This window comes from Pseudomonas sp. RSB 5.4 (assembly GCF_037126175.1).
Lineage (GTDB): Bacteria > Pseudomonadota > Gammaproteobacteria > Pseudomonadales > Pseudomonadaceae > Aquipseudomonas > Aquipseudomonas fluorescens_H.
In genome coordinates, this window is record NZ_CP146986.1 from 2,103,773 (window position 1) to 2,127,789 (window position 24,017).

The window sequence follows — 24,017 nt, forward strand, 5'->3', positions numbered from 1 at the left end:
CAAAGAACACACGTTACCGGTGAGGCGCCACGCCGCGTTTCACCGCTTATAAAAATGCACGTCAACCGATGATCGAGCGGGTGAACCATGGAACTACGAATCAACCAGAAAACCTATCAGGTCGATGCCGACGCCGATACGCCCCTGCTGTGGGTGATCCGCGATGACCTGGGCATGACCGGCACCAAATACGGCTGTGGACTGGCGCAGTGCGGCGCCTGCTCCGTGCTGGTGGACGGCAACGTGGTGCGCTCGTGCGTCACGCCGGTGGCCGGCGTGGTTGGCCGTGAGGTCACCACCATTGAGGCGATCGAGGCCGATGAAGTGGGCAAACGAGTGGTCTCGACCTGGGTTGATCTGCAGGTCGCCCAGTGCGGCTACTGCCAGTCCGGGCAGGTGATGGCCGCCACGGCGCTGCTCAAGCAAAACCCCAAGCCGAGTGACGCGCAGATCGAAGCGGCGATGGTCAATCTGTGCCGCTGCGGCACGTACAACGCAATCCATGCCGCCGTGCATGAGCTGGCCGGCAAGGGAGACGCCTGATGAACGTGCGTATCGATCCTGCTCAGGAAGCCTCGGCACTGGCTTTGCACGAACCGATCAATGTTTCGCGCAGACGTTTCCTGGCCGGCACCGCTGTCGGCGCACTGGTGCTCGGCTTCGGCCTGCCGCTGGGCACGACTCGCGTGCAAGCCGCAGTGGCGGCAGCAACTGCCGAGCGCGGCACGCAAGTCCCGGCGTTTCTGGAAATCCGTCCGGACAACCGCGTGCGCCTGCTCTGCCCGTTCATGGAAGGCGGGCAAGGTACCTTCACCGCGATGGCGCAGATCGTCGGTGAAGAGCTGGATGCCGACCCGGCAACCTTTCTGGTCGAAGCCGCGCCGCCCGGCGAAGCCTATGTGGTGATGGAAAACGGCATGCGCATCACCGGCGGAAGCATGTCGGTGCGCATGAGTTACCCGGTGATGCGCCGCCTCGGCGCCCTCGCCCGCGCCATGCTGCTGCAGGCCGGCGCGCAGCAACTGGGGGTGCCGGTGAGCGAACTGAGCACCGAACCCGGCAAAGTCGTGCACGCGAAGTCGGGCCGCTCGCTGGCCTACGGCGCACTGGCCGAGCACGCCATGGATCTGCCGGTTCCCGATCCGGCCTCGGTGCAGCTGCGTGATCCGAGCCAGTTCCGCTGGATCGGCAAACCGGTGAAGCGTGTCGATGCCTACGACAAGTCCACGGGCAAGGCGCTGTACAGCATCGATCTGAAGGTCGACGACATGCTCCACGCCGCCGTTCAACATGCCCCGCGTCTGGGGATGACGGTGGGCAATCTGCGTAACGAAGAGCAGGTCAAGGCGATGAAAGGCGTGCATTCCGTGCATCGTCTGCCGGGTGCTGTGGCGGTGGTCGCCGAGCGCTGGTGGCACGCCAAACGTGCAGTTGAAGCGATTCAGGTCGACTGGCAGGAACCCACGGCCGACAGCCAGGTACGCTCGATGCCTGCGGATTTTTCCAGCGATGCCTGGCTCAAGCGCCTGGCTGACGACAAAGGCCCGGCCAAGGATGATGAACATGAAGGCGACGTGGCTGCAATTCTGGCAAGTGCCAAGACCCGGATCGACGCCACCTACCACAACCAGTACCTGAACCACGGCCAGTTAGAGCCGCCGTCGGCGCTGGCCCGATTCAATCCCGATGGTTCGCTGGAAGTCTGGCTGCCGAATCAGGCGCCGGACATGTTCCGTGCGGACATCGCCAAACGCACCGGGCTGGATCCGTCGCGGATCACCTTGCATTCGCCATTGCTGGGGGGCTTCTTCGGTCGGCATTTCCTCTACGACGCCGCCAGCCCCTACCCGCAGGCGATCGAGCTGTCCAAGGCAGTTGGCCGCCCGGTCAAACTGATCTGGAGCCGCGAGGAAGAGTTCCTGCGCGACGTGCTGCGCCCCGTAGCCGCCGTGAATTTCCGCGCCGCGCTGGACAACGACGGCTGGCCGCTGGCGATCGAAGCGATCAGCGCCACCGAAGGTCCGACCGAGGCGCTTGCCGGCAAGCAGGGTGAAAAGCTCGACCCGACGGCGCTTGAAGGCTTATCGGGCAAGTCCTACGCGATCCCCAACAAGCGCATCGCGCAGATCTACGCCAAAGGCCCGGCGATGCTTGGTTACTGGCGTTCGGTGGGCAACTCGCTCAACGACTTTTTCTATGAATCGTTCCTTGACGAACTGGCTGACAAGGGCGGCAAAGACCCGTTCGAACTGCGCCTGCATCTGCTGCGCGACAACCGTCGACTGACCACGCTGCTGCAAGCAGTGGGCGAGCTGTCGGGTGGCTGGAAGCGTGGGCCGTTTACTGCGGCGGACGGCAGCAAACGCGCACGAGGCGTGGCGATGGCGTCGCCGTTCGGTACCCAGACGGCGGTGATCGCCGAGGTCTCCATCGAGAACGGTCAGGTCAAGGTGCACGATATCTGGCAGGCAATCGACCCCGGCAGCATCGTCAATCCGGCGATTGTCGAAGCGCAGGTCAATGGCGCCGTGGCGCTGGGCCTGTCGCAGACCCTGGTGGAGGAAGCCGTGTGGATTGATGGCAAACCGCGCGCGCGCAATTACGACTTGTATCCGATCCTGCCGCCTGCGCGGATGGCTCGGGTCCACGTGCGTGTTGTCGAGAGCGGGGAAAAAATGGGCGGCATCGGCGAACCACCGCTGCCCGCCGTCGCGCCCGCTGTCGCCAATGCGGTGGCAACGCTGACCGGGCAACGGGTGCGCAGCCTGCCCATGAGCCGACACACCTTCACTTGATCAGCGCCGGAGCGTCCATGAATAACCGCCGATTCGCAAGAACCGCTGGCTGGCTGGCAGTGCCGTGCCTGGTCGCGGCAGGCCTGCTGGCCTGGTATGTCACCCGCGAGCCTGTCTCGCCGCTTGAACACCAACCCCTCGCCGTGGCCGATATCGACCCGGCGCTGGTGGCCCGTGGCGAATACGTCGCCCGACTCAGCGATTGCGTCGCGTGCCACAGCGTGCCGGGCGGCGCACCGTTCGCTGGCGGCCTGGAAATGGCCACACCTCTGGGCGCGATTCACGCGACCAACATCACCCCGGAGCCGGAAACCGGCATCGGTCGCTACAGCCTGGCGGACTTCGACCGTGCGGTGCGCCACGGCGTGGCACCCGACAGTCGCCGTCTGTACCCGGCGATGCCCTACCCGTCCTACGCCAAGCTCAGTGACGACGACGTGCGGGCGCTTTACGCGTTTTTCATGAAAGGCGTGGCACCGGTCAAGCAGGCGAATATCCCGAGCGCGATTCCTTTCCCGTTGAACCTGCGCTGGCCGATTGCGCTGTGGAACGGTGTGTTTGCCGATACCGAACCTTACGTGGCCAAAGCGTCGCAGGATGAAGTGTGGAATCGCGGCGCTTATCTCGTTCAAGGCGCAGGACACTGTGGCAGTTGCCATACGCCGCGCGGTCTGGCATTCAACGAGAAGGCCCTGGATGAATCCGCCACGCCGTTCCTCGCCGGCGCCTTGCTCGATGGCTGGTACGCGCCGAGCCTGCGGGATGACCACAACACCGGCCTGGGCCGCTGGAGCGAGCCGGAGATCGTGCAGTTCCTCAAGACCGGGCGCAACAGACATGCGGTGGTTTACGGCTCGATGACCGAGGCGTTCAACAACTCCACGCAGTTCATGAGCGATGACGATCTGACCGCGATTGCCCGTTATCTCAAGTCATTGCCGGGGGACCGTCAGCGCGACGGCCAGCCATGGCAGTACCAAACGGTTTCGGCGACGGAACGTCTGGACGCGCCCGGTGCTCATACCTACGTCACGCGCTGCGCCTCGTGCCACGGCCTCGACGGCAAGGGGCAGTCGGAATGGATGCCACCGCTGGCCGGCGCCACCTCGGCACTGGCCAAGGAAAGTGCTTCGGCGATCAACATCACCCTCAACGGTTCGCAGCGGGTGGTGGCCGCCGGAGTGCCGGACGCCTATCGCATGCCGGCCTTCCGTGAGCAATTGTCGGATCAAGAGATCGCCGAAGTGCTGACCTTCATGCGCAGCACCTGGGGCAATCAGGGCGGTGCCGTTGAAGCGCAGGCAGTCAACAAGCTGCGTGAACACACCGATCCGGCCAGCAGCAGCCCGATCATCCTGCAAATGCGTTAGAGGAACTTTGATGGAAAGCATCGACTTGCTGGTCCTGCGCACCGCGCGGGACTGGCTCGCCGCCGGCGAGCGAGTGTTGCTCGCCACGGTGGCGCGGACCTGGGGCTCTTCGCCGCGCCCGACAGGGTCGATGATGGCCTTGCGTAACGACGGCCGCGTGGTCGGCAGCGTGTCCGGCGGCTGCATCGAAGACGACCTGATCCATCGCTACACCACCGCGCATGGCAGCAGTGGCTTCAAGGACGCTGCGCCCGAGGTGATGCGCTACGGCGTCAGCGCCGACGAGGCGCATCGTTTCGGTTTGCCCTGTGGCGGCACGCTTGAGCTGATTCTCGAGTTCAACCCGTCGTGGCAGGTGCTGGACCAACTGCTGGTGCAACTGGATGCCGGGCAACTGGTGCGCCGCTGCCTGGCACTGGATAACGGTCAGGTCACACTGCAAGCCACGGCAACCCCGGAGCAATTCAGTTTCGACGGCCAACAGATGCTCAATACCCTCGGGCCGGGGTATCGGCTGCTGATGATCGGTGCCGGCGCGCTGGCCGAGTATCTGGCGACCATGGCGCTATTCAACGGCTTCAAGGTCGCGGTTTGCGACCCACGTGCGGAATACATCGAAACTTGGGCGGTGAACGGCGTGGAGCGGATCATCGGCATGCCCGATGACGTGGTGCGCGACTTCGCGGTCGATCTGCGCACCTGCATCGTCGCCTTGAGTCATGATCCGCGACTCGACGACCTGGCACTGCTCGAAGCCCTGCACAGCCCGGCGTTTTACATCGGCGCCATCGGCTCGCGGCGCAACAGTCAGCTGCGCCGCGAACGTCTGATCGAGCATTTTGGTGAAACCCAAGCGTCACTCGAGCGCCTGCACGGGCCAATCGGCATCTACATTGGCAGCAAGACACCGGCGGAAATCGCGGTCAGCGTGATGGCCGAGATCCTTGCCACGAAAAATGGCGCCAGTCTGCCGAAAGAGTTTTCAATCGCCAGCTCCAAGGCGCAGGAAGCCTGACTGACTTAAACAATAGCGATCATCAGGGCCTTTCGAGGCTTACGCGTAATCACCCAATCGCATCGACAGCTCGATGTCATCAGCAAACGGCACCGACAGGTAACCGTTCTGCGGCGCGCGCACATAAGCCAGATATTCCGGGCAATAGTTGGTGTTATCCGCCACCACTAGCGCGCCCGGTTTCAGGTGTTTTTCCACCAGTTTCAACACGTCGCCATACAACGCCTTGGCCCCGTCAAGCAGGAGCAAGTCGACTGACGGCGGCAGGTCGCTGGCGAGAGTGACGAGCGCATCGCCTTCGCGGATGTCCACCAGATCGCTGACGCCGCCCTCGATGAAGTGATGGCGCGCCAAGGCGATTTTCGACGGTTCGAATTCACTGCCGATCAATACGCCGCCACCGTTGTCGCGCAGTGCCGCCGCCAGGTGCAGAGTGGACAGGCCGAACGAGGTGCCGAACTCGACAATCGCTTTGGCCTTGGTATTGCGCGCCAGCATGTACAGCAGTTTGCCGGTGTCACGCGAGACCGGCAGCCACAGATCCTTGAGCATGGCGTAGAGTTTCAGGTACTCGGTCTTGCTGTGCATCAGGCGCTCGCGCTCCGCGCCCGACACCGTTTCCAGCACCGGGCTGGTGGCAGCGCTGGCTTGGCTGTAGAGGCGTTCGATCAGGCTGGTCAATGGCTCAGAAGTCAGGGTGGTCATGATTGCTTTCCGTCAATAGGGGATTAAGATGCGAGTGATTCGTCGCATTTAAATGATGCGAGTGATTCACTCGATCCGCTATTCGCGTTTCCCCCGAGGCCCGAGCCGCCCATGAGCAATCGTCAGACCGCCCGTATTTCCTCGCGCAAACAGCCGCAGCAGGCACGCTCGGCTGACTTGGTCACGGCGATTCTGCAGGCGGCTATTCAGGTTTTGACCGAGCACGGCGCGACCCGATTCACCACCGCACGGGTCGCGGAAAAGGCTGGCGTGAGCATCGGTTCGCTGTATCAGTACTTCCCCAACAAGGCGGCGATCCTGTTTCGTTTACAGAGCGATGAGTGGTTGCACACCACGCAGATGCTGCAGCGAATTCTCGAAGATCAGCAACAGCCGCCACTGACGCGCCTGCGCACACTGGTGCAGGCGTTCATTCGTTCGGAGTGCGAGGAAGCGCAGATGCGCGGTGCGCTGAATGACGCGGCACCGCTGTATCGCGATGCGCCCGAGGCCCACGAAGTGCGCACCGCCGGACGGCAGACCTTTGCCGAGTTCATGTTGCAGTTGCTGCCGGATGTCGATGAGGCAAGCCGCACCGCAACCTGTGATCTGATCCTGACCACGCTCAGTTCGGTGGGCAAAGACTTTTCCGGTACTGCACGCAGCGATCAGGAAATCACGGCTTTCGCCGATGGGTTGGCGGACATGTTCAGCGCTTACATAGTGGCGCTGAATCAAATCGCTTGAACCACAAAAACTCCGGCAAAAAAAAGGTTCATCACGGATTACCGGGAAAGACGCTCTTGATCTTCATGAAAAAGAATTCGCTATCCCGGTAACCGTACGCCATCCGCTTGATGACCTTTATTCGATTGTTTATTCCTTCCAACTGACCGGTGTGCATCGGCCAGCGAACCCGGCTCACGATGCCCCGCCAGTAACCCTTTAGCCGTGTGGCGAACTGGATCAGAGCTGGAATTTCGCTTTCATGCGCATGGCGCAGCCATTGCTTCCAGGCCGATCGCCAACCCCAGGCAGTACTCGGGGTCCAGAGTGTTTTGAGTTCAGCCTTCATCAAGTAGACCGTCATCAACGCTTGGTTGGCCGCCAGCAGATCCTCCAGGCGGACCTGTTGTTCCGGCGTTTTCAAGTTCTGCGGATTGCGCAGCAACAGCCATCGCGCCTGCTTGATAACCTTGCGGGCAGGCTTGTCGTGACGCAACCGGTTAGCCTCGTCGACGCGAACCCGATCAATCACCTCTCGGCCATATTTGGCCACCACATGGAAGAGGTCGTAGACCACTCGCGCGTTGGGACAGTGCTGACGAACCTCTAGGTCAAAAGCGGTGTTCATGTCCATCGCCACCGCTTCGATGCGAGCGCAACCCTCTGGCCCCAATTCCTCGAAGAAAGGCCTGACCGCTGCTCGGCTGCGGCCTTCACCGATCCACAGCACGCGGCGTGTATCCGCATCCAGCACCACGCTGGCGTAACGATGACCTTTGAACAGGGCGAATTCGTCCATCACCAGACGTCGCGGTTGTGCCGTTGGCAAAATGCTCAACGCCGCTTGCAAGGCTCGACGCTCCAGCAACCGAACGGTGTCCCAATGCAGCCCAAACAGTTGAGCCACGTGCAGTGTGGGGAGGCGTTCGCAGGCCTGAATGACCGCCTCGGCCAAGCGCCGCGTCATGCGGGCATAACGGTCCAGCCAACTGACGGCCTCCATACGTTTACCACAGTCACGACAGACAACACGCCTGAGCAACACGCTGAGGCGCACCGCACGGCCGAGAATCGGTAAATCGCGGACGGTTCGCTCACAATACTCATGTGTGGTTGAACAGGGTTTCTGGCAGCCGCCACAGGAAGGAAATCGGGTGGCGTGGGGAATCAGTTCGATCTGTAGGGCGTCACCATCAGGCTTGATGTTGACGACAGAAAAGCCCTCCCAAAAAGGAAGGAAAGTATTAATATCGCGCATAAGAACGCCGGTTTGTTAGATGTGTTTGCTCGCACGAACATCATCAATCAAATCGGCGTTCTTGTTTCTGTGTTTCCCGGGATTCCGTGAAGAACCAAAAAAAAGCCCCGCAACCGAATGAGGTGCGGGGCAAAGTATTGGTTGGTTGCGGCCAACCAAAGGAGCTCGGTTAAAACGGTTTGCGCAGCCGTGTCAGATGCAATCCTGGGCGGCGCGTTCAAAGCTGGACGGCAGGAGATTCGAGGCCAGCAAATGGCGCTCGTAGATGAACACCTTGCCGCCGTCGCCGGCCTTGTAGGCTTCCAGCACGTTGTCTGCCGACACCTTGCTCGGCACCACAATCCGGTAGCTGCGCTGGGTTTGCGAGACGGTCGGGTTCAGCGCACTGCCCTGCAGCTTCGGCACCACGCAATCGGCGTATTGCGCCGGGGTCTTGTTGGTGTGCAAGGTCAGCGTCGGGTCGTTCGGTGCGGAGGCGCAACCGCCGAGCAGCAAGGAGGCAACGGCCAGGGTCGGGGCAAACAAAGTACGCATCGGGGTAATCCTGAAAATAAAGGTCCGGTTCAACTGGCAGCGGTTCAGCGTCACGGCGCCGCCGCTGCCCTTTTGGTTTTGAGTGTTCAGCTGGAAGCCACCAGCGCCTTGAGCGAGGCGTCGAACTGCTTCAAGGCATTGAGTTGCAGGTCACGTTGTTTCTCGATCTGCGCGGCAATCTCTTGCGCCGCTTTGTCGTGGACCCAGACCGACGGGATCTGTTTCTCCACCGAGCCCTCGGCCTTGCCGATGTACTGCAGGTCGGCATCGTAGAAACGCGCGATGAAGTGCGCTTCGAACAGGCTGTTCTGCTGGGTCAGCAAGCGGTTGAAGGTGTCGAGTTTCACCACGATGTCCGGATGCGCCAGAATCAATGCATCAAGGTTGTCGTAAACGGTCACTGACATGAACTGACGCTGCAGCGAGCTGAGCAACCAGTCGATGGCCAGCTCCGGATCGGAGCTGCGGACAAAGGCTGCACGAATCCGCGAGTCCAGCGCATCCTTGGCACCGTGCAGCGCCATGTCGTGGTAACGCGTCAGGTACTGCAGGTTTTCCCGGGTGTTTTCGCTGTACAGCACACCCACGGTCTGTGAATGCTGCAAGGTCGCGCTGCTGCCGGCGATCGGTTGAAGATGACACTCACAGGCGTCGTCTGCGTAAGACGGTGCCGTGGCTACCACGCCGCTCATCAGCAGAGCGATCAGCGCCAGTCGGGTCAGTGTCTTCATCGCGCAATTTCCTTGAGCTGCGTGTTCAATGAAAGCGATTTTCCGCCTATTGAATGCAAAGCTGAACTTGCGTTTCGTGATGGTCACTATTACTTCTAGCGATAGTTACCGACGATAAAGTTTGATGCACGCGCATCCCTAATGACTAAAACAACAGTGAGGAAGTCGATTTGAGAACCTTTGACCTGATCCGCGACGCGGTTTTGCCCGACTTTCGCGAGCGGGTGGCCGAATACCTGGTGCAGTACGAAAGCGTGTTGCTGGACAAGAACATCACCAATGCGCAGCTCAAGCGCGATACTGCCAACCAGTTGCGCGGCTATCTTCGCGGCTTGAACACCACGCGCGTGCTGGGTATGGCCTACTGGGAAGAACTGGATCGGCGGATCGTCGACACCTGGCTCGCGCCACAGCGATGACCGACTAGACTTGCCGGGCTGCCAATGTCCCGTCAGTCGAACCGGAGGTGTCCCCATGAGCAACAGCGAACCCGCAACTTTCAACGGCTGGGCCGCCACCGCCGCCCGTGCCCCGCTGGAACGCTACAGCTACGATCCCGGCCCCTTGGGCGAAGAGGACGTGGAAGTCGCGGTGGAATATTGCGGCGTCTGTCACTCCGATCAGTCGCTGATCGACAACGACTGGGGCATCAGCCGCTACCCGTTCGTGCCGGGTCACGAGGTGGTCGGCAAAATCGTGCGCATGGGCCCGCAAGTGCGCGGCCTCGAACTCGGCCAGCGCGTCGGCATCGGCTGGTACAAGGGCAGCTGCATGCATTGTTCGTCGTGCATCAGCGGCTCGCAGCAACTGTGCGGCACCGCCCAACCGACCATTATCGGCAGCAACGGCGGCTTTGCCGATCGCTTGCGTTCGCACTGGGCGTGGGCGATTCCGGTGCCGGCCAATCTTGATCCGGCGATGGTCGGCCCGTTGTTCTGCGCCGGTTCCACCGTGTTCAACCCGTTGCTGCAGTTCGGCGTCAAACCCACCGACCGGGTCGGCGTGGTCGGCATTGGTGGCCTCGGTCATCTGGCACTGCGGTTTCTCAACGCGTGGGGCTGCGAAGTCACTGCGTTTACCTCGTCCTTGAACAAACAGGATGAAGCCAGGCGTCTGGGCGCGCATAACGTGGTCGCCTCGACTGACAGCCACGCGCTGAAAGCGATTGCCGGCAGCCTGGACTTCCTGCTGATCAGCGCCAACGCCGACCTCGACTGGACCGCGATGCTCGCCACCCTGCGCGGCAATGGGCGGCTGCATTTCGTCGGGATCGTGCCCAACGCGATTCCGGTGCATGTGTTCGATCTGATCCCGCAGCAGAAATCCCTGTCCGCCTCCCCGGTCGGCTCGCCCGGCACCATGGCGACCATGCTCGAATTCTGCGCCCGGCATCAGATTCTGCCGCAGGTCGAGATGTTTCCCATGAGCAAGGTCAACGAGGCGGTCGACCATCTGCGCAGCGGCAAGGCGCGCTACCGCGTGGTGCTGGACGCCAGCCAGTGACGATTGCGTGCGGCGTCTGCCTGCGCAGATGCCGCACCTCCTGCCAAAACGCCCCCAAACGCTTACAATCGCCCGTCTAACCGACCTTCAGACAGGCTCCCCAAGAAATGCCGCTCGACCCACCAACGATGCTGACCATCTCGATCGCTCTCGCAGCCGCTGCCGCGCTGTATCTGGCGGTCGAGTGGCGCAGCATTCGTGAGCCTTCGCTGCTGTTCTGGAGCGCCGGTTTCGCCACGATCACCATCGGCTCCACCCTGGCCTTGCTGCGCAGCAACGGTTTTCTGCTGATCGGCATCTGGTTCGCCAACGGCTTGCTGGTGACCGCGCACTTCCTGTTTTTGTTGGGGGTGGCGCGCTTCACGCAGATCCGCCTGTCCCCGGCCTGGTATCTGATCTTTGTCAGTTGGCTGATCATGCTGTTGCTACCGGACGGGCCGCTGTGGTCGAAAGTCATGCTGGCCGCCAACTCGCTGCTGGTGGCCGCCTCGACGCTCAAGGCCAGTCTGCTGTTGCGCCCGCATGGCAAGTCGCTGAGCGTCGGCGCCGTGCAACTGCGCTACGTGCTGTTGGGCCACGGCATTTTCTATGTGGCCAAGGCCATGACGGTGATGATCCCGGGCACACTGATCGATCTGGCCGCGTTCCGTGGCGAAATCATCCAGATCTCGCTGGTCGAGGGTGCGATGGCGATCATGCTGATCGCGCTGTCGATGACCGGCACCGAACGCTATCGACGCGAAGAGCAGATCGCCCGACTGGCCGCCCGTGATCCGCTGACCGCCCTCTTCAACCGTCGCGCCCTCGAAGTGCGCGCCCCGCGCCTGCTGCGGGAGGTCTGTGCAGAGCAACCCGGCGCGCTGCTGCTGATCGATATCGACAATTTCAAACTGGTCAACGACCACTATGGCCACACTGCTGGCGACCGTTTGCTGGTGGCCTTGAGCGAGATGATCCGCGCCGAGTCTCCCGAGGGTGGGCTGGCCGCGCGTCTGGGCGGTGACGAATTTGTCATTCTGCTGAGCAACGCGCCCAGTGAACAGATCGTCAGACTGGGCGACACCCTGCGCGATCAGTTTCAGCGCATTGCGATCCAGAATTTCCCCACTGCCGAGCCGGTGACGCTGAGCATCGGCGCCACCCTGTTCAACAAGCCGCCGGCCAGTCTGGCGGCGCTGATCGAGCAAGGCGATGCCGCACTCTACGAATCCAAGCGCGGCGGCCGCAATCGTCTGCGCCTGACCGGGCTCACCACTTCAGGATGATCAGACCCATGACCCGTTCCGAAACTCCCCTGCAAGACCTCGCCGCCCCCGAAGGCGTCTGCTACGGCTGTGGCGGACGCAACCCGCATGGGCTGCACGTCAAAAGTGTCTGGCACGAGGACGGCGTGCATGTGATGGCCGAACACCTGCCGGACGACAAATACTGTGGCTGGCCGGATCTGGTGTACGGCGGCTTGTTGGCGATGCTGATCGACTGCCATTCCAACTGGACCGCCATGGCCTGGCACTACCGCCACGAACAACGTGAACCAGGCAGCCTGCCGCGCATCGACTGCGTCACCGGCAACCTCGGCATCAAATTCATCAAACCCACCCCCATGGGCGTCACCCTGACCTTGCGCGCCAGGGTCGAAGGCGAGGTCGGGCGCAAGACCCGGGTGATCTGCGAGGTGTACGCCGGGGATGTGCTGACGGCGGTGGGTGATTCGTTGTTCGTGCGGGTTGATACCGGGCAACTGGCGGACGCAGCGCACGGCCGCTGACTCCACACGCTCCCCTGTAGGAGCTGTCGAGTGCAACGAGGCTGCGATCTTTTGATCCCAAAAATCAACGTCAAAAGATCGCAGCCTTCGGCAGCTCCTACAGGAATGACACTTGAGCAAACCCGGCTAGGCGCGCCTACGCCAAAATCGACGAGGCTATAGCCGACCGCACTTCCAGGAGTTTCCACCCAGTGTCCGACCTGCCGACCCAGCGCGCCTACACCCGGCGCTTCAACGCCGTACTCGTCTATATCGACGCGCATCTCGAAGGCGACCTCTCGGTGAGTACGTTGAGTCAGTTGGCGAACTTTTCGGTGTTTCACTTCCATCGGCAATTCAGCGCGTTCGTTGGCGTGCCGGTGTCGCGCTATGTGCAGCTGATGCGCTTGCGCCGGGCTGCGCATCGGCTGGCCGCGCAGCCGGAGCATTCGATACTGGATGTCGCGTCTGGCGCCGGTTTCGAAAGTCCGGAAGCGTTCAGCCGCGCATTTCGGCGTGACTTCGGCATGACGCCGAGCGCCTTCAGGAAGCAACCGAACTGGCAGATCTGGAATGCGGTGTTTGCCATCCCTCATTTTTCCAGGAGCGTCATCATGCAAACCAGAATCGTCGATTTCCCGACCGTGCGCGTCGCTGCACTTGAGCACTGCGGCGCACCGGGGGAAGTTCAGCAAAGCGTGCAGAAATTCATCGCCTGGCGCATGCACAGCGGGCAGTCGCCCGTGGCGTCGAGTCGTACCTTCGGCATTCCCTACAACAACCCCGACACCACTGCGGCGCAGGATTTTCGCTTCGCCATCTGTGGCGAGATTGATGAGCCGGTAGCACCCAATACGTTCGGCGTGGGGGAACTCGTCATACCCGGTGGACGTTGCGTGGTGGTGCGGCACGTCGGTTCGCCGGATCATATCGGCGAAACCATCTATCCGGTCTACCGTGACTGGTTGCCGGCCAGCGGTGAGGAATTGCGCGATCATCCGCTGTTTTTCCACTACCTGAGCGTGTATCCCGAGACCCCGCAGGAGCAATGGCAGACGGACATCTATGTGCCTTTGCAATCGTAAGATTCACTTACATGTTTTTCCGCTTGTGGTGCGTAATGACAACCCTTTATAAGAGCGGCTCACTCGCGAATTGAAGGATGTAAACATGAGCAATGCCTGGAACGAAGGGTATTTCACCGACGAGGGCTACACCTACTCGTATAGCCGGGAAATCAACCCGGTGTTCCAGCGTTATTGTTTGTTGTTGCGCGGTTTTGCCACCCTCGAAGACACCGGCGGTTACCACTGCGAACTGGGCTTCGGCCAGGGTGTTTCAATCAACATCCACGCCGCCGCCAACCCGGGCAACTACGTCGGCACCGACTTCACACCGTCCCAGGCCGCGCATGCCATTGCGCTGGCGAATGACTGGAACAGCCAGGCACGACTGTATGACGACAGCTTCGAACAGTTGCTGGCCCGTGATGACCTGCCGGCCTTCGACAGCATCAGCCTGCATGGCATCTGGACCTGGGTCAGCCGTGACAACCAGAAACTGATCGTCGAATTCGCCCGGCGCCACCTCAAGCCAGGGGGCATGTTGTACGTCAGCTACAACTGCTTCCCGGGCTGGTCACCTTCGGCACCCTTGCGCAATCTGTTCAGCCTGCACAACCGCTTTGCCAGCCAGGCCTCGACCAGCCCGGCCAAGCGCATCGATGCCGCGATGCAGTTTTCCGAAGCGCTGCTGGCGGCCAATCCGAAGTACGCCAAAGCGGCGCCGGCCCTGAGTGCCCAGTTGCAGAGCATCAAGGGCCAGAATCGTCAGTACGTGGCCCATGAGTACTTCAACCGCAATTGGGACTGCATGTACTTCACTGACGTGGTCGACGCCATGACCGCAGCCAAACTCGACTACGCCACCACGGCCGTGCCGCTGGACACAGTGGCCCCGCTGAATTTGAGTGCAGAAGGCATGGACTTTCTGGAAGGTATCGAGCACCCGATCATGCGGGAACAGGCGCGCGACTACTTCATCAATCAGAATTTCCGCCGGGATCTGTACGTACGTGGCGCCAATCGGCTGTCTGCTGCCGAGCAGCGCGATGGCCTGCTGAGAACGCGTTTTGTCCTGCTGCAAGCGATTGAGAGCATTCCCGGCACGGTCACTGGTCCTGCCGGCGAGGCTGCGCTGCAAACAGAGATTTACAGCCCGGTGCTCGAAGCGCTCGCCGCCAGTGCCTACGCACCGAAAACCCTGCAGCAGTTGTCGATGGCCGTCGGCTCCGTGTCTTACGACGACCTGGTGCAGGCTGTCACCGTGCTGATCGGCATGGGCGTCGCCGCCCCGTGCCAGAGCGAAGCCGCCGAAAGGCAGGTGCAGGAACGTTGCGACACTCTCAACCTGCAACTGTGCAAACGCGCGCTGTTCAACAACAACATTCAGGTGCTGGCCAGCCCGGTCACCGGCGGTGGCGTACCGATCAGCCGCGTGCAGCAGTTGTTCCTGATTTCGATCAAGCAAGGCATGACACAACCGAGCGAGTGGGCGCAGTTGGCATGGGCCGTCATCGGTGATCAGGGCGAAGTGCTGCTCAAGGGTGACCAGCCGCTGCTCACGGCCGAAGAAAACCTGGCCGAGATGACCGAACAGGCGCGGGCATTTGCCCAGACTCCGCTGGATATTCTCATGGCGTTGAAAATTGCCTGATCCTTCCATGCGCGTCGGCTGACGTGCAGGTAAACCGTGCGACTGGCCGTGATCGAAAGCGGCCAGCCGACTGCATTTACGGCGTTTAATGCCGCCTCCTGAAAAATCCACGCCGCTACTGTCACCTCGCTCCCCGGCAAAAAAAGCAAAATTGCCATGTGTTTTCATCGTTCCTTCTTGCGTCGCACTGTTCATTGCCCGTTCCTGTCTGTCTGGAGTTTCTCGATGCCATCGCCCAAATCCCTGCCCTCCGCCCTGCTGGGCCTGGCCCTCGCCTGCCCGGTCATGGCCGAGGAACCCAAAGGCATGGAGTTGGGGCAGGTACTGATTTCGGCTGAGGAACAAAGCGGCGCCGATGCCTCCGTCGCCGAAGCCGAAGCGCGTCTGGCGCAAGTGCCCGGCGGCAGCAATGTGGTCGACATGCGTCAGCCGTTGCAGGGCCGGGTGGCGAGCAATCAGGACGTGCTGGCGTATCAGCCGGGGGTTTACGCGCAGTCGGCGGGCAACGAAGGGGTAAAGATTTCGATCCGGGGTTCGGGGATCAATCGCGCACCGGGCGCCCACGCGTCGGGGTTGTACACGATGCTCGACGGCCTGCCGCTGACCGGCCCCGGCGGCACGCCCTACGAATTGCTCGAACCGCTGTGGCTCGACCATGTGGAGGTGCTGCGCGGCGCCAACGGCTTCGATCGCGGCGCACTGGCGCTGGGTGGCGCCATCGATTACGTCAGCCACACCGGCTATGACGCGCCGAAACTGCAAGTGCGCTATGCCACCGGCAGCCACGGCTATCAGCAGCGTCAGGTGAGTTCCGGGCAGGTGCTGGGCGACTTCGATTACTACGTGTCGCTGACCGATGCGAACGCCGACGGCTATCAGGATCACACCGCCAGCGAAAGCAAAGGCGTGATCGCCAACTTCGGTTACCGCTTCAATCCGAACCTGGAAACCCGCTTCTACTTCCGCTATCGCGAGACCGACAACGACCTCGCCGGCCGCGTAACCAAACACTCGATCGAGCACGATCCTCGGGCGGCCAACCCGGCCTACGTGTCGCGCGATGACAGCCGCAAACAACCGGGCAGCACCTTCATCGGCAACAAGACCACCTACTACATCGACGACGATTCGAGCATCCAGACCGGCCTGGTCTATCACGATTACCCGATGGACCTGCGCGAAGGCCCGAACCGTCTGAAAGTGGCCTACACCGACGTCAGCGGCACCTTCGACTACAAGCGCCGCGACACCGTGTTCGGCATGGAAAGCCGCAGCACCGTGGGCCTGCGCACCACCAAACATTTGCCCAACGATGGCGCCAGCGAATTCGTGCGCATCCCGTCCGGCAACACCGCCGCGTATACGCCGGGCACACGCATGCGCAACTTCACCTATCAGGGTTCGGACACCGTGCTGCATGTGGGCAACGACCTGGAACTCGCCGACGACCTGTGGCTGACCACCGGCCTCGCCGCCATTTACACCCGCCGCGAAAGCGCCGTCACCTACCCGCAAAGCGGCGGCAAAACCAGCCTGAATGACTGGGATTACGCCCCGCGTCTGGGCCTGCGCTATCAGGTCACGCCGGATCTGCAACTGTTCGGCAACCTCAGCCGCTCAGTCGAGGCACCGCACCCGTGGTCGCTGATCTACAGCTCGAACATCCGCTTCCCCGCCGGCAACGGTGCGGCGACCGGCACCCAGAGCGACCCGATCAAACTGCAAAACCAGACCGCAACCACCCTCGAACTCGGCGGTCGCGGCGACAGCGCACTCGGCCAGTGGAGCCTGGCGTGGTACTACGCGCAGGTGCGCCACGAATTGCTTTCGGTGCTGCCGGACGCCAACGCCGTCACCCCGTACGAACTCAACGCCAGCCCCACCGTGCACCAGGGCGTGGAAGCCAGTCTGCAAAGCACACTGTGGTCGGCCCCCGACGGACGTACATTGAGCCTGCGTCAGGCCTACACCTTCAGCGATTTCCACTACCGCGACGACCAGCGCTTCGGCGACAACCGCCTGCCCGGCCTGCCGATGCACTACTACCAGGGCGAACTGCGCCACGACTGGCCGCAGGGTTTCTTCGCGGCGGTCAATACGCAACTGGTGTCCAAGGTCGCGGTGGATTACGCCAACAGCTACTACGCCGATCCCTACGCATTATTCGGCGCCACCGTCGGCTACAACGCGCCGAAAAACGACTGGCAGACCTGGCTGGACCTGCGCAACCTGACCAATAAGCACTACGCCGCAACGGTCACACCGGGGTATGACGACAAGGGCCTGGACGCGGCGCGGTCTACGCCGGGTGAAGGGCTGGGGGTTTATGTCGGGGTGTCGTGGAGTTTGCTCTGACGGTTTGCATACTCGGCAACCCGCCGGGTTACTACTCCAACGTAGGCAAATGATTACGCAAAATATTCTCCAGCCCCGGCCGCGTATGTTTCTCCCAAGGGCAAACATCCTGCGCATCGCCTGTGTGCAGATACTCGCCGGCATCAAATGCCTGATAGATGTCAAAGGCTGGCTGGGGCATTTCTGCGTGCATCGACACATCAACGATGGGGTTGATAAGTGCATTCATCACTTCATCGCCAAACTCAAAATCACGCGTGTTTGACAGGAAATCTCTGGCTACGGCGATCGCGACTTGATTAAGCAGATCGCGACGCTCGACCTGCAGCCGCTCACAAAAGGGTTGCAGATCGATGTTCAAGCCTTCTTCAATCGCTTCCAGCATGACCAGATAAAGATCGGCTTCACTCAACGGCCTACTCATCACTCATTTTCCTGCTCTGTTCTTGATGCTCGCCCGGTTCACTCATAAAACTTGCCGGCCAGCAAAATGCTCGCACAGCGCTGCCATACGTTGGCCGAAGAGACATCTGCTGCCACCTGCCTGGAACTGTCGATCGCCCAGGCACCTGCGGCCTCAAGAAACGCATCCACAGATCCATTTTCCCAACCCAAGGCGCCCCGACCATAGGGCGACAGCGGTTCGTTCATTGTCCGCTCACGAGCGAAATCGGCACCCAGTGCCTGAATAAACGTAATGAACGATTGCTCGTCGTTCACGCGTTCCAGCAACTCATCAAGATCATCAGGCGCAGACATCGTGGCAAATTCCTGTTGGTGAATGGGTTTGCCCGGGATGCTGCTATGCATCGATCAGAGGGTCAACCCGTCCGTCAAAACGGCCCCTGCGTCATCACCCGCGTCTCGATGATGCTGCGCAGCGCAACGACCCGCTTCTGATACAGATCGGTCAAACAATCGAGCTTCGCGCCACAGGCCTTGCGGCTTTTGAGGAAGGCCTGTTGTTCGCCGATCAGAGCATCGCGCCCGCCCATCGGCAGCAGGCGTTTATCGAGGCTGAACAGCTCGCCCATGGTGACGTCCAGGTCGTTCAAGGCGCGGTTGGCGCAGACGGCTTTTTCGTCCATGGATTTGGCCTTGTCGCAGTCGAAACTGGCGGCTTGCGTCGAATTTGCAGCGATCAGCAGCGCACAGCCGAGGGCGGCTGCGGTCAGCCGTGAAATTTCTCGAACTCCCTTCATGGCTTCGTATCCAACGTTGTAGGTCAATGGAGGTATGAGAAATGAAAAGCACCGACGATATCAAGCCTGCAACACCTCATAACGCGCCACCGCTCGACTCCTCGGGCAAACCGGTGGATGTGGTGAACCGCGATCTGCAGGACAGCGACGACGACACCCGCGCCGTGGACGAGGTGATTACCCCCACCTCCACCCGCGTCATGGAACAGGACACCGAGGAACTCAAGCGTAAGACCGATGCGATCGAACGCAAGGTCGCCGACGGTAACTGACGCGACGCTCCCCCTCCTTAAAGTGAATTTTCACCTTCCTGTCCCGGGTTTTCCTGCCCGGGACAACCCTACCCCTGTCCTGCAAGCCGCGTTTTTACTGGCTTCACCCCTTCTGCTTCAGCAATTTGTATTCACATCCCAGCTTAATAATATTTTACCGATACCCCCCTCCTGCCTAGTCTGACCGCAAGCAAAACGGACCAGCCTGAAGCGATCCGAATCCACTTGCCTTGCCAGGAAGGATGTAGAAATGACCACTGAAATAATAAAAACAGACACGCTTGTCGTGGGGGCCGGACAGGCCGGTGTGGCGATGAGCGAGCACCTGAGCAAACTCGGCGTGCCGCACCTGGTGCTGGAGCGCAGCCGCATCGCCGAACGCTGGCGCACCGGGCGCTGGGACTCGTTGGTAGCCAACGGTCCGGCGTGGCACGACCGCTTTCCGGGGCTGGAATTCGATGATGTCGATCCCGACGGTTTCGCCCATAAGGAGCGCGTAGCGGACTACTTCGAAGCCTATGCGAAGAAATTCAACGCGCCGATCCGCACCGGCGTTGAAGTCAAAAGCGTGGTGCGCAATGTTGGGCGTCCGGGCTTCACCATCGAGACTTCCGAAGGAGTGATCGAGGCCAGCCGCGTGGTCGCGGCGACCGGCCCGTTCCAGCGCCCGGTGATCCCGCAGATTGCGCCGCAAGACCCGCGTCTGTTGCAGATCCACTCCGCCGACTATCGCAATCCGCAGCAACTGCCCGCAGGCGCAGTGCTGGTGGTTGGCGCCGGTTCGTCAGGCGTGCAGATCGCCGATGAACTGCAGCGCTCCGGCAAGCAGGTGTACCTGTCGGTAGGTGCGCATGACCGTCCGCCGCGTGCCTATCGCAACCGTGATTTCTGCTGGTGGCTGGGGGTGCTCGGCGAGTGGGATCAGGCGGCGATGAAACCCGGTCGCGAGCACGTGACCATCGCGGTCAGCGGCGCGCATGGCGGGCGCACCATCGATTTCCGCGGTCTGGCCCATCGCGGCATGACCCTGGTCGGTGTGACCGAGTCGTTCAACAACGGCGTGGTGACCTTCAAGCAGGACCTGCGCGACAACCTCAAGCGCGGTGACGAGAACTATCTGGCGCTGCTGGATGCCGCCGATGCCTACATCGAGCGCAACGGTCTCGACCTGCCGGAAGAACCCGAAGCACGCGAAACCTATCCGGATCCCGAGTGCGTGAAAAATCCGCTGGTCGATCTGGATCTGGCCAAGGCCGGGATCACTTCGATCATCTGGGCCACCGGGTTCGCCGTGGATTATTCCTGGCTGCAGGTCGCCGCCTTTGACGACAAGGGCAAACCGCAGCATCAGCGTGGCGTGTCCAGCGAGCCGGGGGTGTATTTCCTTGGGCTGCCATGGCAGTCGCGCCGCGGCTCGTCGTTTATCTGGGGCGTGTGGCACGACGCCAAACACGTGGCCGATCACATCGCCACCCAGCGCAAATACCTCGACTACCAGGATGCCGAGCAGCGTGAAGCCGCCCTGCATGCGACCACCCACAGCAAAGCCGCCGACACCGTCGACGCTTGATTTCCCTTTTTCGCGGCGGTGCCGGGTGCGCCGCTGAACACCTACTCTGGAGCTGTACATGAGCAAGCCAACCCACACCCGCATCCGTATGTTCAACACCAAGGACACCTACCCGAATCAGACCCTGGACAACGACCTGTGCCAGGCCGTGCGCGCCGGCAACACCGTGTATGTCCGGGGTCAGGTCGGCACCGATTTCGACGGTAATCTGGTGGGCCTCGGGGATCCGCGTGCACAGGCCGAACAGGCGATGCGCAACGTCAAGCAACTGCTGGAAGAAGCCGGCAGCGACATGAGCCATATCGTCAAGACCACCACTTACCTGATCGACCCGCGCTACCGCGAGCCGGTGTATCAGGAAGTCGGCAAGTGGCTCAAAGGCGTGTTCCCGATCTCCACCGGGCTGGTGGTGTCGGCACTGGGGCAGCCGCAGTGGCTGATGGAGATTGATGTGGTGGCGGTGATTCCCGATTAACCCTGAAAACCGAGTCGCGACATTCGCGAGCAAGCTCGCTCCCACAGGGAAATACATGCCAACTGTGGGAGCGAGCTTGCTCGCGAAGAGGCCCGCAAGGACAACAAATTCCTCGAAAGGAGTTAGACCATGACCTTTTCAATCGCAGCCCGTTGCCCCGAAACCGGCCAGTTCGGTGTCGCCATCAGTTCCTCCAGCATCGCCGTCGGCGCGCGTTGTCCGTGGCTGCTGCCGGGTGTCGGCGCGGTGTCGAGCCAGAACATCACCCTGCCGTCCCTCGGCCCGGAAGTCCTTGCATTGATGGAGCAAGGCCACGCGCCCGACGCTGCGCTGGACCAGGTGCTGACTCGCAACGGCTACAGCCAGTACCGGCAGATCACCGTGATCAACCACCTCGGCCAGACCGCGCATTTCAGCGGCGCGCAGACCCTCGGCGTGCACAACGCGGTCTCCGGCGAACAATGCGTGGCCGCCGGCAACATGCTCGCCGGGCGCTCGGTAATCGAAGCGATGGTCAGTGCCTTTGAGGACGGCGAAGGCCAGTTGGCCGACCGCTTGCTCAAGGCCTTGCACGCCGCACAAGCCCTCGGTGGCGAAGCCGGGCCGGTGCATTCGGCGGCTATGGTGGTGGTCGGCGAACAGACCTGGCCGATCGTCAATTTGCGAGTCGACTGGGCAGACGCAGACCCGATCGGCCAGTTGCAAAAACTCTGGGATGCCTATCAGCCGCAGCTGCAGGACTACATCGACCGTGCCCTCGACCCGGCCAAGGCGCCGGGCTATGGCGTTGCCGGAGATGATCGATGAGCAGCAGCGTCGCGTTGCTCAAGACGCTGGTGGGGTTCGACACCACCAGCCGCGAATCCAACCTGCAATTGATCGAGTTCGTGCGTGACTACCTCGCTGGCTTCGGCGTGCCGTGCGAGCTGATCTACAACGCCGAGCGCAGCAAGGCCAATCTGTTCGCGACGATTGGCCCGGCCGAGCAACCGGGCATCGTGCTTTCGGGACACACCGATGTGGTGCCAGTCGACGGCCAACCGTGGACGGTGGCGCCGTTCGAACTCAGCGAGCGTGACGGCAAGCTGTTCGGCCGTGGCACCGCAGACATGAAGGGCTACATCGCCTGCGTGTTGGCCTTGGTGCCGGCGCTGGTCGCTGCAGAGCTGCGCATGCCTGTGCACATCGCCCTGTCCTATGACGAAGAAGTCGGCTGCCTTGGGGTGCGCTCGTTGCTCGCCGAACTGCAGCAGCGTCCAGTCAAACCTTTGCTGTGCATCATCGGTGAACCCACCGAGCTGAAACCGGTGCTCGGCCATAAAGGCAAACTGGCGATGCGCTGCGACGTGCATGGTCATCCCTGCCATTCGGCCTACGCACCGCTGGGAGTCAACGCCATCGAATACGCCGCCGAGCTGATCGGCGAGCTGGGGCGTATCGGCCAGCAACTGAAAGCGCCCGAGCATCACGACGCGCGCTTCGATCCGCCCTACAGCACGGTGCAGACCGGGGTGATCAGCGGCGGCAAGGCCTTGAACATCGTGCCTGCCGATTGCCGCTTCGACTTCGAAATCCGCGCCCTGCCCTCGCAGGATCCAACCCAGGTCGCACAACAGTTGCAGGCTTACGCCGAGCAGCAAGTGCTGCCGCGCATGCGTGCGGTCAGCGAGCACAGCGCGATTCGTTTCAGTGAGTTGTCGGCTTATCCCGGTCTGGCCACCGATGCGCAGAGTCAGGCGGCCGAGCTGATTGCGGCGTTCTGCGGTTCTCGGGAATTCGGCACCGTAGCGTTCGGCACCGAGGGCGGGCTGTTCGATGCGGCGGGTATTCCCACGGTGGTCTGCGGCCCCGGCAGCATGGATCAGGGGCACAAACCGGACGAGTTTGTCAGTCGTGCGCAACTCGATGCCTGCGATGCGATGCTGCAGCGGATGCTGACCTCGATCCGCGCTTGAAACACGGCTCGACGCACGCTCAGGCGTACAGTCGAGCCAACTCCTCACGGCAATGATCAACGAACAACTGCACCGGTTTGGTCAGTTGTACCCGACGCAGCCAGGCTGCCGACAAGCCCGAGCCGGTCACGGTTTCCGCCAGCGGCACGCACACCACTTTCTGCCCGTCGTAGGTGTACTCGCCGAACGGTCGGGTCACCAGAATCGAAAAACCGAAACCGCGCCCGACCATGCCGCGCACCATCTCGATCGACGGCGAGCTGAAGACGATGTGCGGGGTCAGTCCGCGCTCCTCGAAAATGCTCACGAAATAGGTGCGGCTGGGCACCACGTCGAGCAGGATCATCGGCTCCAGCACCAGATCGTGCAGCGAGACTTTCGCCTGTTGCGCAAAGCGGTGGTCGGCCGGCAGCAACGCATAGGGCTGCTGCGGCGGCATCAGCGGCGTGGTTTCGATGGTGGTATCGAGGTCGTGCTCGAACAGCATCGCGACATCGATGCTGCCGGCGGTCAGCGCCTGCACCAGTTCCTGTTGTTCGCCATCGCGAATACGGATTTCCACGCCCGGCCAGCGCTGCTTGAAACCGGCGATCAGGCGCGGCAGGTACAGCGGCGCCACCGTTTCGAAACAGCCGATATCGATCTGCCCGGCGACCACGTCGTTGTCGGCCAGCGCGTTCTGCTCGAACTCATGCGCCACCCGCAGCAACTCCAGGGCCTTGCGATAAAACCGCGAACCGCTGGGCGTCAGCGAAACGCCCTGGGCGTGATGGCGGATGAACAGCTGCACGCCGAAGCTTTCTTCCAGATGCTTGATTGCGGTGGAGACCGACGGCTGGGCGATATAGAGCTTGCGCGAGGCTTCGGCGACGCTGCCGCAATCGGCGGTGGTGACGAAGTATTTGAGCTGGCGCAGGTTGTAGGCGGCCATATAAAACCTCTGCAAGTGAGACAACGCTTTTGTGGTGAGGGGATTTATCTGTTGTCAGGACATTTATCTGTAGTCAGGGGGTTCTGTGGTGAGGGGATTTATCCCCGATGGGGCGCGAAGCGGCCCCTGTTTCTATAGTCAAAAGAGGGGCCGCTGCG

25 protein-coding genes are annotated in these 24,017 nt (G+C 61.7%); 17 read left to right on the plus strand and 8 right to left on the minus strand.

Translation table 11 applies throughout. The features are described from left to right. Positions 1–87 precede the first annotated feature (87 nt). Genes V9L13_RS09210 through V9L13_RS09225 form a run of 4 tightly spaced genes read left to right on the plus strand, consistent with a single transcriptional unit; the run spans position 88 to position 5,180 of the window. Positions 88–543, plus strand: coding sequence for a (2Fe-2S)-binding protein (locus tag V9L13_RS09210; protein WP_011333895.1), 456 nt, complete (start codon positions 88–90; stop codon positions 541–543). Beyond that, positions 543–2,795, plus strand: coding sequence for a molybdopterin cofactor-binding domain-containing protein (locus tag V9L13_RS09215; protein WP_338802280.1), 2,253 nt, complete (start codon positions 543–545; stop codon positions 2,793–2,795). The genes V9L13_RS09210 and V9L13_RS09215 overlap by 1 nt, the downstream gene beginning before the upstream one ends. A 17-nt stretch (positions 2,796–2,812) precedes the next feature. Beyond that, positions 2,813–4,165: a cytochrome c gene (locus V9L13_RS09220; protein ID WP_338802281.1), complete on the plus strand. Its 1,353-nt coding sequence runs from the start codon at positions 2,813–2,815 to the stop codon at positions 4,163–4,165. 10 nt (positions 4,166–4,175) lie between these two features. Next, a complete protein-coding gene (locus V9L13_RS09225; RefSeq protein WP_338802282.1) occupies positions 4,176–5,180 on the plus strand; it encodes an XdhC family protein in 1,005 nt (334 codons plus the stop codon). 39 nt (positions 5,181–5,219) lie between these two features. Here V9L13_RS09225 and V9L13_RS09230 read toward each other — a convergent pair whose 3' ends face one another. Then, a complete protein-coding gene (locus tag V9L13_RS09230) occupies positions 5,220–5,885 on the minus strand; it encodes a class I SAM-dependent methyltransferase (protein ID WP_338802283.1) in 666 nt (221 codons plus the stop codon). Between the two features lie 111 nt (positions 5,886–5,996). Between V9L13_RS09230 and V9L13_RS09235 the strand changes: the two genes are divergently transcribed. Then, on the plus strand, positions 5,997–6,632 hold the full coding sequence (locus tag V9L13_RS09235; protein WP_338802284.1) for a TetR family transcriptional regulator: 636 nt from the start codon (positions 5,997–5,999) through the stop codon (positions 6,630–6,632). A gap of 31 nt (positions 6,633–6,663) precedes the next feature. Here the strand turns inward: V9L13_RS09235 and V9L13_RS09240 are convergent, their stop codons facing one another. The 3 genes from V9L13_RS09240 to V9L13_RS09250 all read right to left on the minus strand — a co-directional run bounded on the left by V9L13_RS09240 (position 6,664) and on the right by V9L13_RS09250 (position 9,134). Further along, a complete protein-coding gene (locus V9L13_RS09240; protein WP_338801184.1) occupies positions 6,664–7,869 on the minus strand; it encodes an ISL3 family transposase in 1,206 nt (401 codons plus the stop codon). Between the two features lie 192 nt (positions 7,870–8,061). After that, positions 8,062–8,403 (minus strand): hypothetical protein, encoded by a 342-nt coding sequence (locus V9L13_RS09245; protein WP_338802285.1) that lies wholly within the window; start codon positions 8,401–8,403, stop codon positions 8,062–8,064. 86 nt (positions 8,404–8,489) lie between these two features. After that, positions 8,490–9,134, minus strand: a complete 645-nt coding sequence (locus tag V9L13_RS09250; RefSeq protein WP_003225851.1) for a hypothetical protein — start codon at positions 9,132–9,134, stop codon at positions 8,490–8,492. A gap of 170 nt (positions 9,135–9,304) precedes the next feature. Between V9L13_RS09250 and V9L13_RS09255 the strand changes: the two genes are divergently transcribed. The 7 genes from V9L13_RS09255 (at position 9,305) to V9L13_RS09285 (ending at position 17,454) form a co-directional block, all read left to right on the plus strand. After that, the gene (locus V9L13_RS09255; RefSeq protein WP_103521989.1) at positions 9,305–9,553 is read left to right on the plus strand and encodes a hypothetical protein; all 249 of its coding nucleotides are present in this window, start codon (positions 9,305–9,307) and stop codon (positions 9,551–9,553) included. 55 nt (positions 9,554–9,608) lie between these two features. Beyond that, the gene (locus V9L13_RS09260; protein WP_103484149.1) at positions 9,609–10,637 is read left to right on the plus strand and encodes an NAD(P)-dependent alcohol dehydrogenase; all 1,029 of its coding nucleotides are present in this window, start codon (positions 9,609–9,611) and stop codon (positions 10,635–10,637) included. A gap of 107 nt (positions 10,638–10,744) precedes the next feature. Next, positions 10,745–11,902 (plus strand): GGDEF domain-containing protein, encoded by a 1,158-nt coding sequence (locus V9L13_RS09265; protein WP_338802286.1) that lies wholly within the window; start codon positions 10,745–10,747, stop codon positions 11,900–11,902. 8 nt (positions 11,903–11,910) lie between these two features. Continuing rightward, positions 11,911–12,405 carry a hotdog domain-containing protein gene (locus V9L13_RS09270; protein ID WP_338802287.1) on the plus strand — a complete coding sequence of 165 codons (495 nt, stop codon included), beginning with the start codon at positions 11,911–11,913 and terminating at the stop codon, positions 12,403–12,405. Positions 12,406–12,596: 191 nt separating this feature from the next. Beyond that, positions 12,597–13,469, plus strand: coding sequence for an AraC family transcriptional regulator (locus V9L13_RS09275; RefSeq protein WP_338802288.1), 873 nt, complete (start codon positions 12,597–12,599; stop codon positions 13,467–13,469). Positions 13,470–13,554: 85 nt separating this feature from the next. After that, the gene (locus tag V9L13_RS09280) at positions 13,555–15,099 is read left to right on the plus strand and encodes a class I SAM-dependent methyltransferase (RefSeq protein WP_338802289.1); all 1,545 of its coding nucleotides are present in this window, start codon (positions 13,555–13,557) and stop codon (positions 15,097–15,099) included. Positions 15,100–15,324: 225 nt separating this feature from the next. Next, positions 15,325–17,454: a TonB-dependent receptor gene (locus V9L13_RS09285; protein ID WP_338802290.1), complete on the plus strand. Its 2,130-nt coding sequence runs from the start codon at positions 15,325–15,327 to the stop codon at positions 17,452–17,454. A gap of 31 nt (positions 17,455–17,485) precedes the next feature. Here the strand turns inward: V9L13_RS09285 and V9L13_RS09290 are convergent, their stop codons facing one another. From V9L13_RS09290 to V9L13_RS09300, 3 genes are all read right to left on the minus strand, one after another. Next, positions 17,486–17,878, minus strand: coding sequence for a hypothetical protein (locus V9L13_RS09290; RefSeq protein ID WP_098964350.1), 393 nt, complete (start codon positions 17,876–17,878; stop codon positions 17,486–17,488). A 38-nt stretch (positions 17,879–17,916) separates the two neighbouring features. Next, the gene (locus V9L13_RS09295) at positions 17,917–18,213 is read right to left on the minus strand and encodes a hypothetical protein (protein ID WP_338802291.1); all 297 of its coding nucleotides are present in this window, start codon (positions 18,211–18,213) and stop codon (positions 17,917–17,919) included. A gap of 74 nt (positions 18,214–18,287) precedes the next feature. After that, positions 18,288–18,656: a hypothetical protein gene (locus V9L13_RS09300; protein ID WP_338802292.1), complete on the minus strand. Its 369-nt coding sequence runs from the start codon at positions 18,654–18,656 to the stop codon at positions 18,288–18,290. A gap of 41 nt (positions 18,657–18,697) precedes the next feature. Between V9L13_RS09300 and V9L13_RS09305 the strand changes: the two genes are divergently transcribed. The 5 genes from V9L13_RS09305 (at position 18,698) to argE (ending at position 22,928) form a co-directional block, all read left to right on the plus strand. Next, on the plus strand, positions 18,698–18,928 hold the full coding sequence (locus V9L13_RS09305; protein WP_096796409.1) for a hypothetical protein: 231 nt from the start codon (positions 18,698–18,700) through the stop codon (positions 18,926–18,928). Between the two features lie 250 nt (positions 18,929–19,178). Then, the gene (locus tag V9L13_RS09310) at positions 19,179–20,498 is read left to right on the plus strand and encodes an NAD(P)/FAD-dependent oxidoreductase (RefSeq protein WP_338802293.1); all 1,320 of its coding nucleotides are present in this window, start codon (positions 19,179–19,181) and stop codon (positions 20,496–20,498) included. A 58-nt stretch (positions 20,499–20,556) separates the two neighbouring features. Next, positions 20,557–20,973 (plus strand): RidA family protein, encoded by a 417-nt coding sequence (locus tag V9L13_RS09315; RefSeq protein WP_095136459.1) that lies wholly within the window; start codon positions 20,557–20,559, stop codon positions 20,971–20,973. Positions 20,974–21,102: 129 nt separating this feature from the next. Beyond that, entirely contained in the window at positions 21,103–21,780 is a 678-nt protein-coding gene (locus V9L13_RS09320) for a DUF1028 domain-containing protein (protein ID WP_338802295.1), read from the plus strand. Continuing rightward, the gene (argE, locus tag V9L13_RS09325) at positions 21,777–22,928 is read left to right on the plus strand and encodes an acetylornithine deacetylase (protein ID WP_338802296.1); all 1,152 of its coding nucleotides are present in this window, start codon (positions 21,777–21,779) and stop codon (positions 22,926–22,928) included. Before V9L13_RS09320 ends, argE begins: the two co-directional genes overlap by 4 nt. Positions 22,929–22,947: 19 nt before the next feature. Here the strand turns inward: argE and V9L13_RS09330 are convergent, their stop codons facing one another. Next, on the minus strand, positions 22,948–23,859 hold the full coding sequence (locus tag V9L13_RS09330) for a LysR family transcriptional regulator (RefSeq protein WP_045122508.1): 912 nt from the start codon (positions 23,857–23,859) through the stop codon (positions 22,948–22,950). Positions 23,860–24,017: the final 158 nt, after the last annotated feature.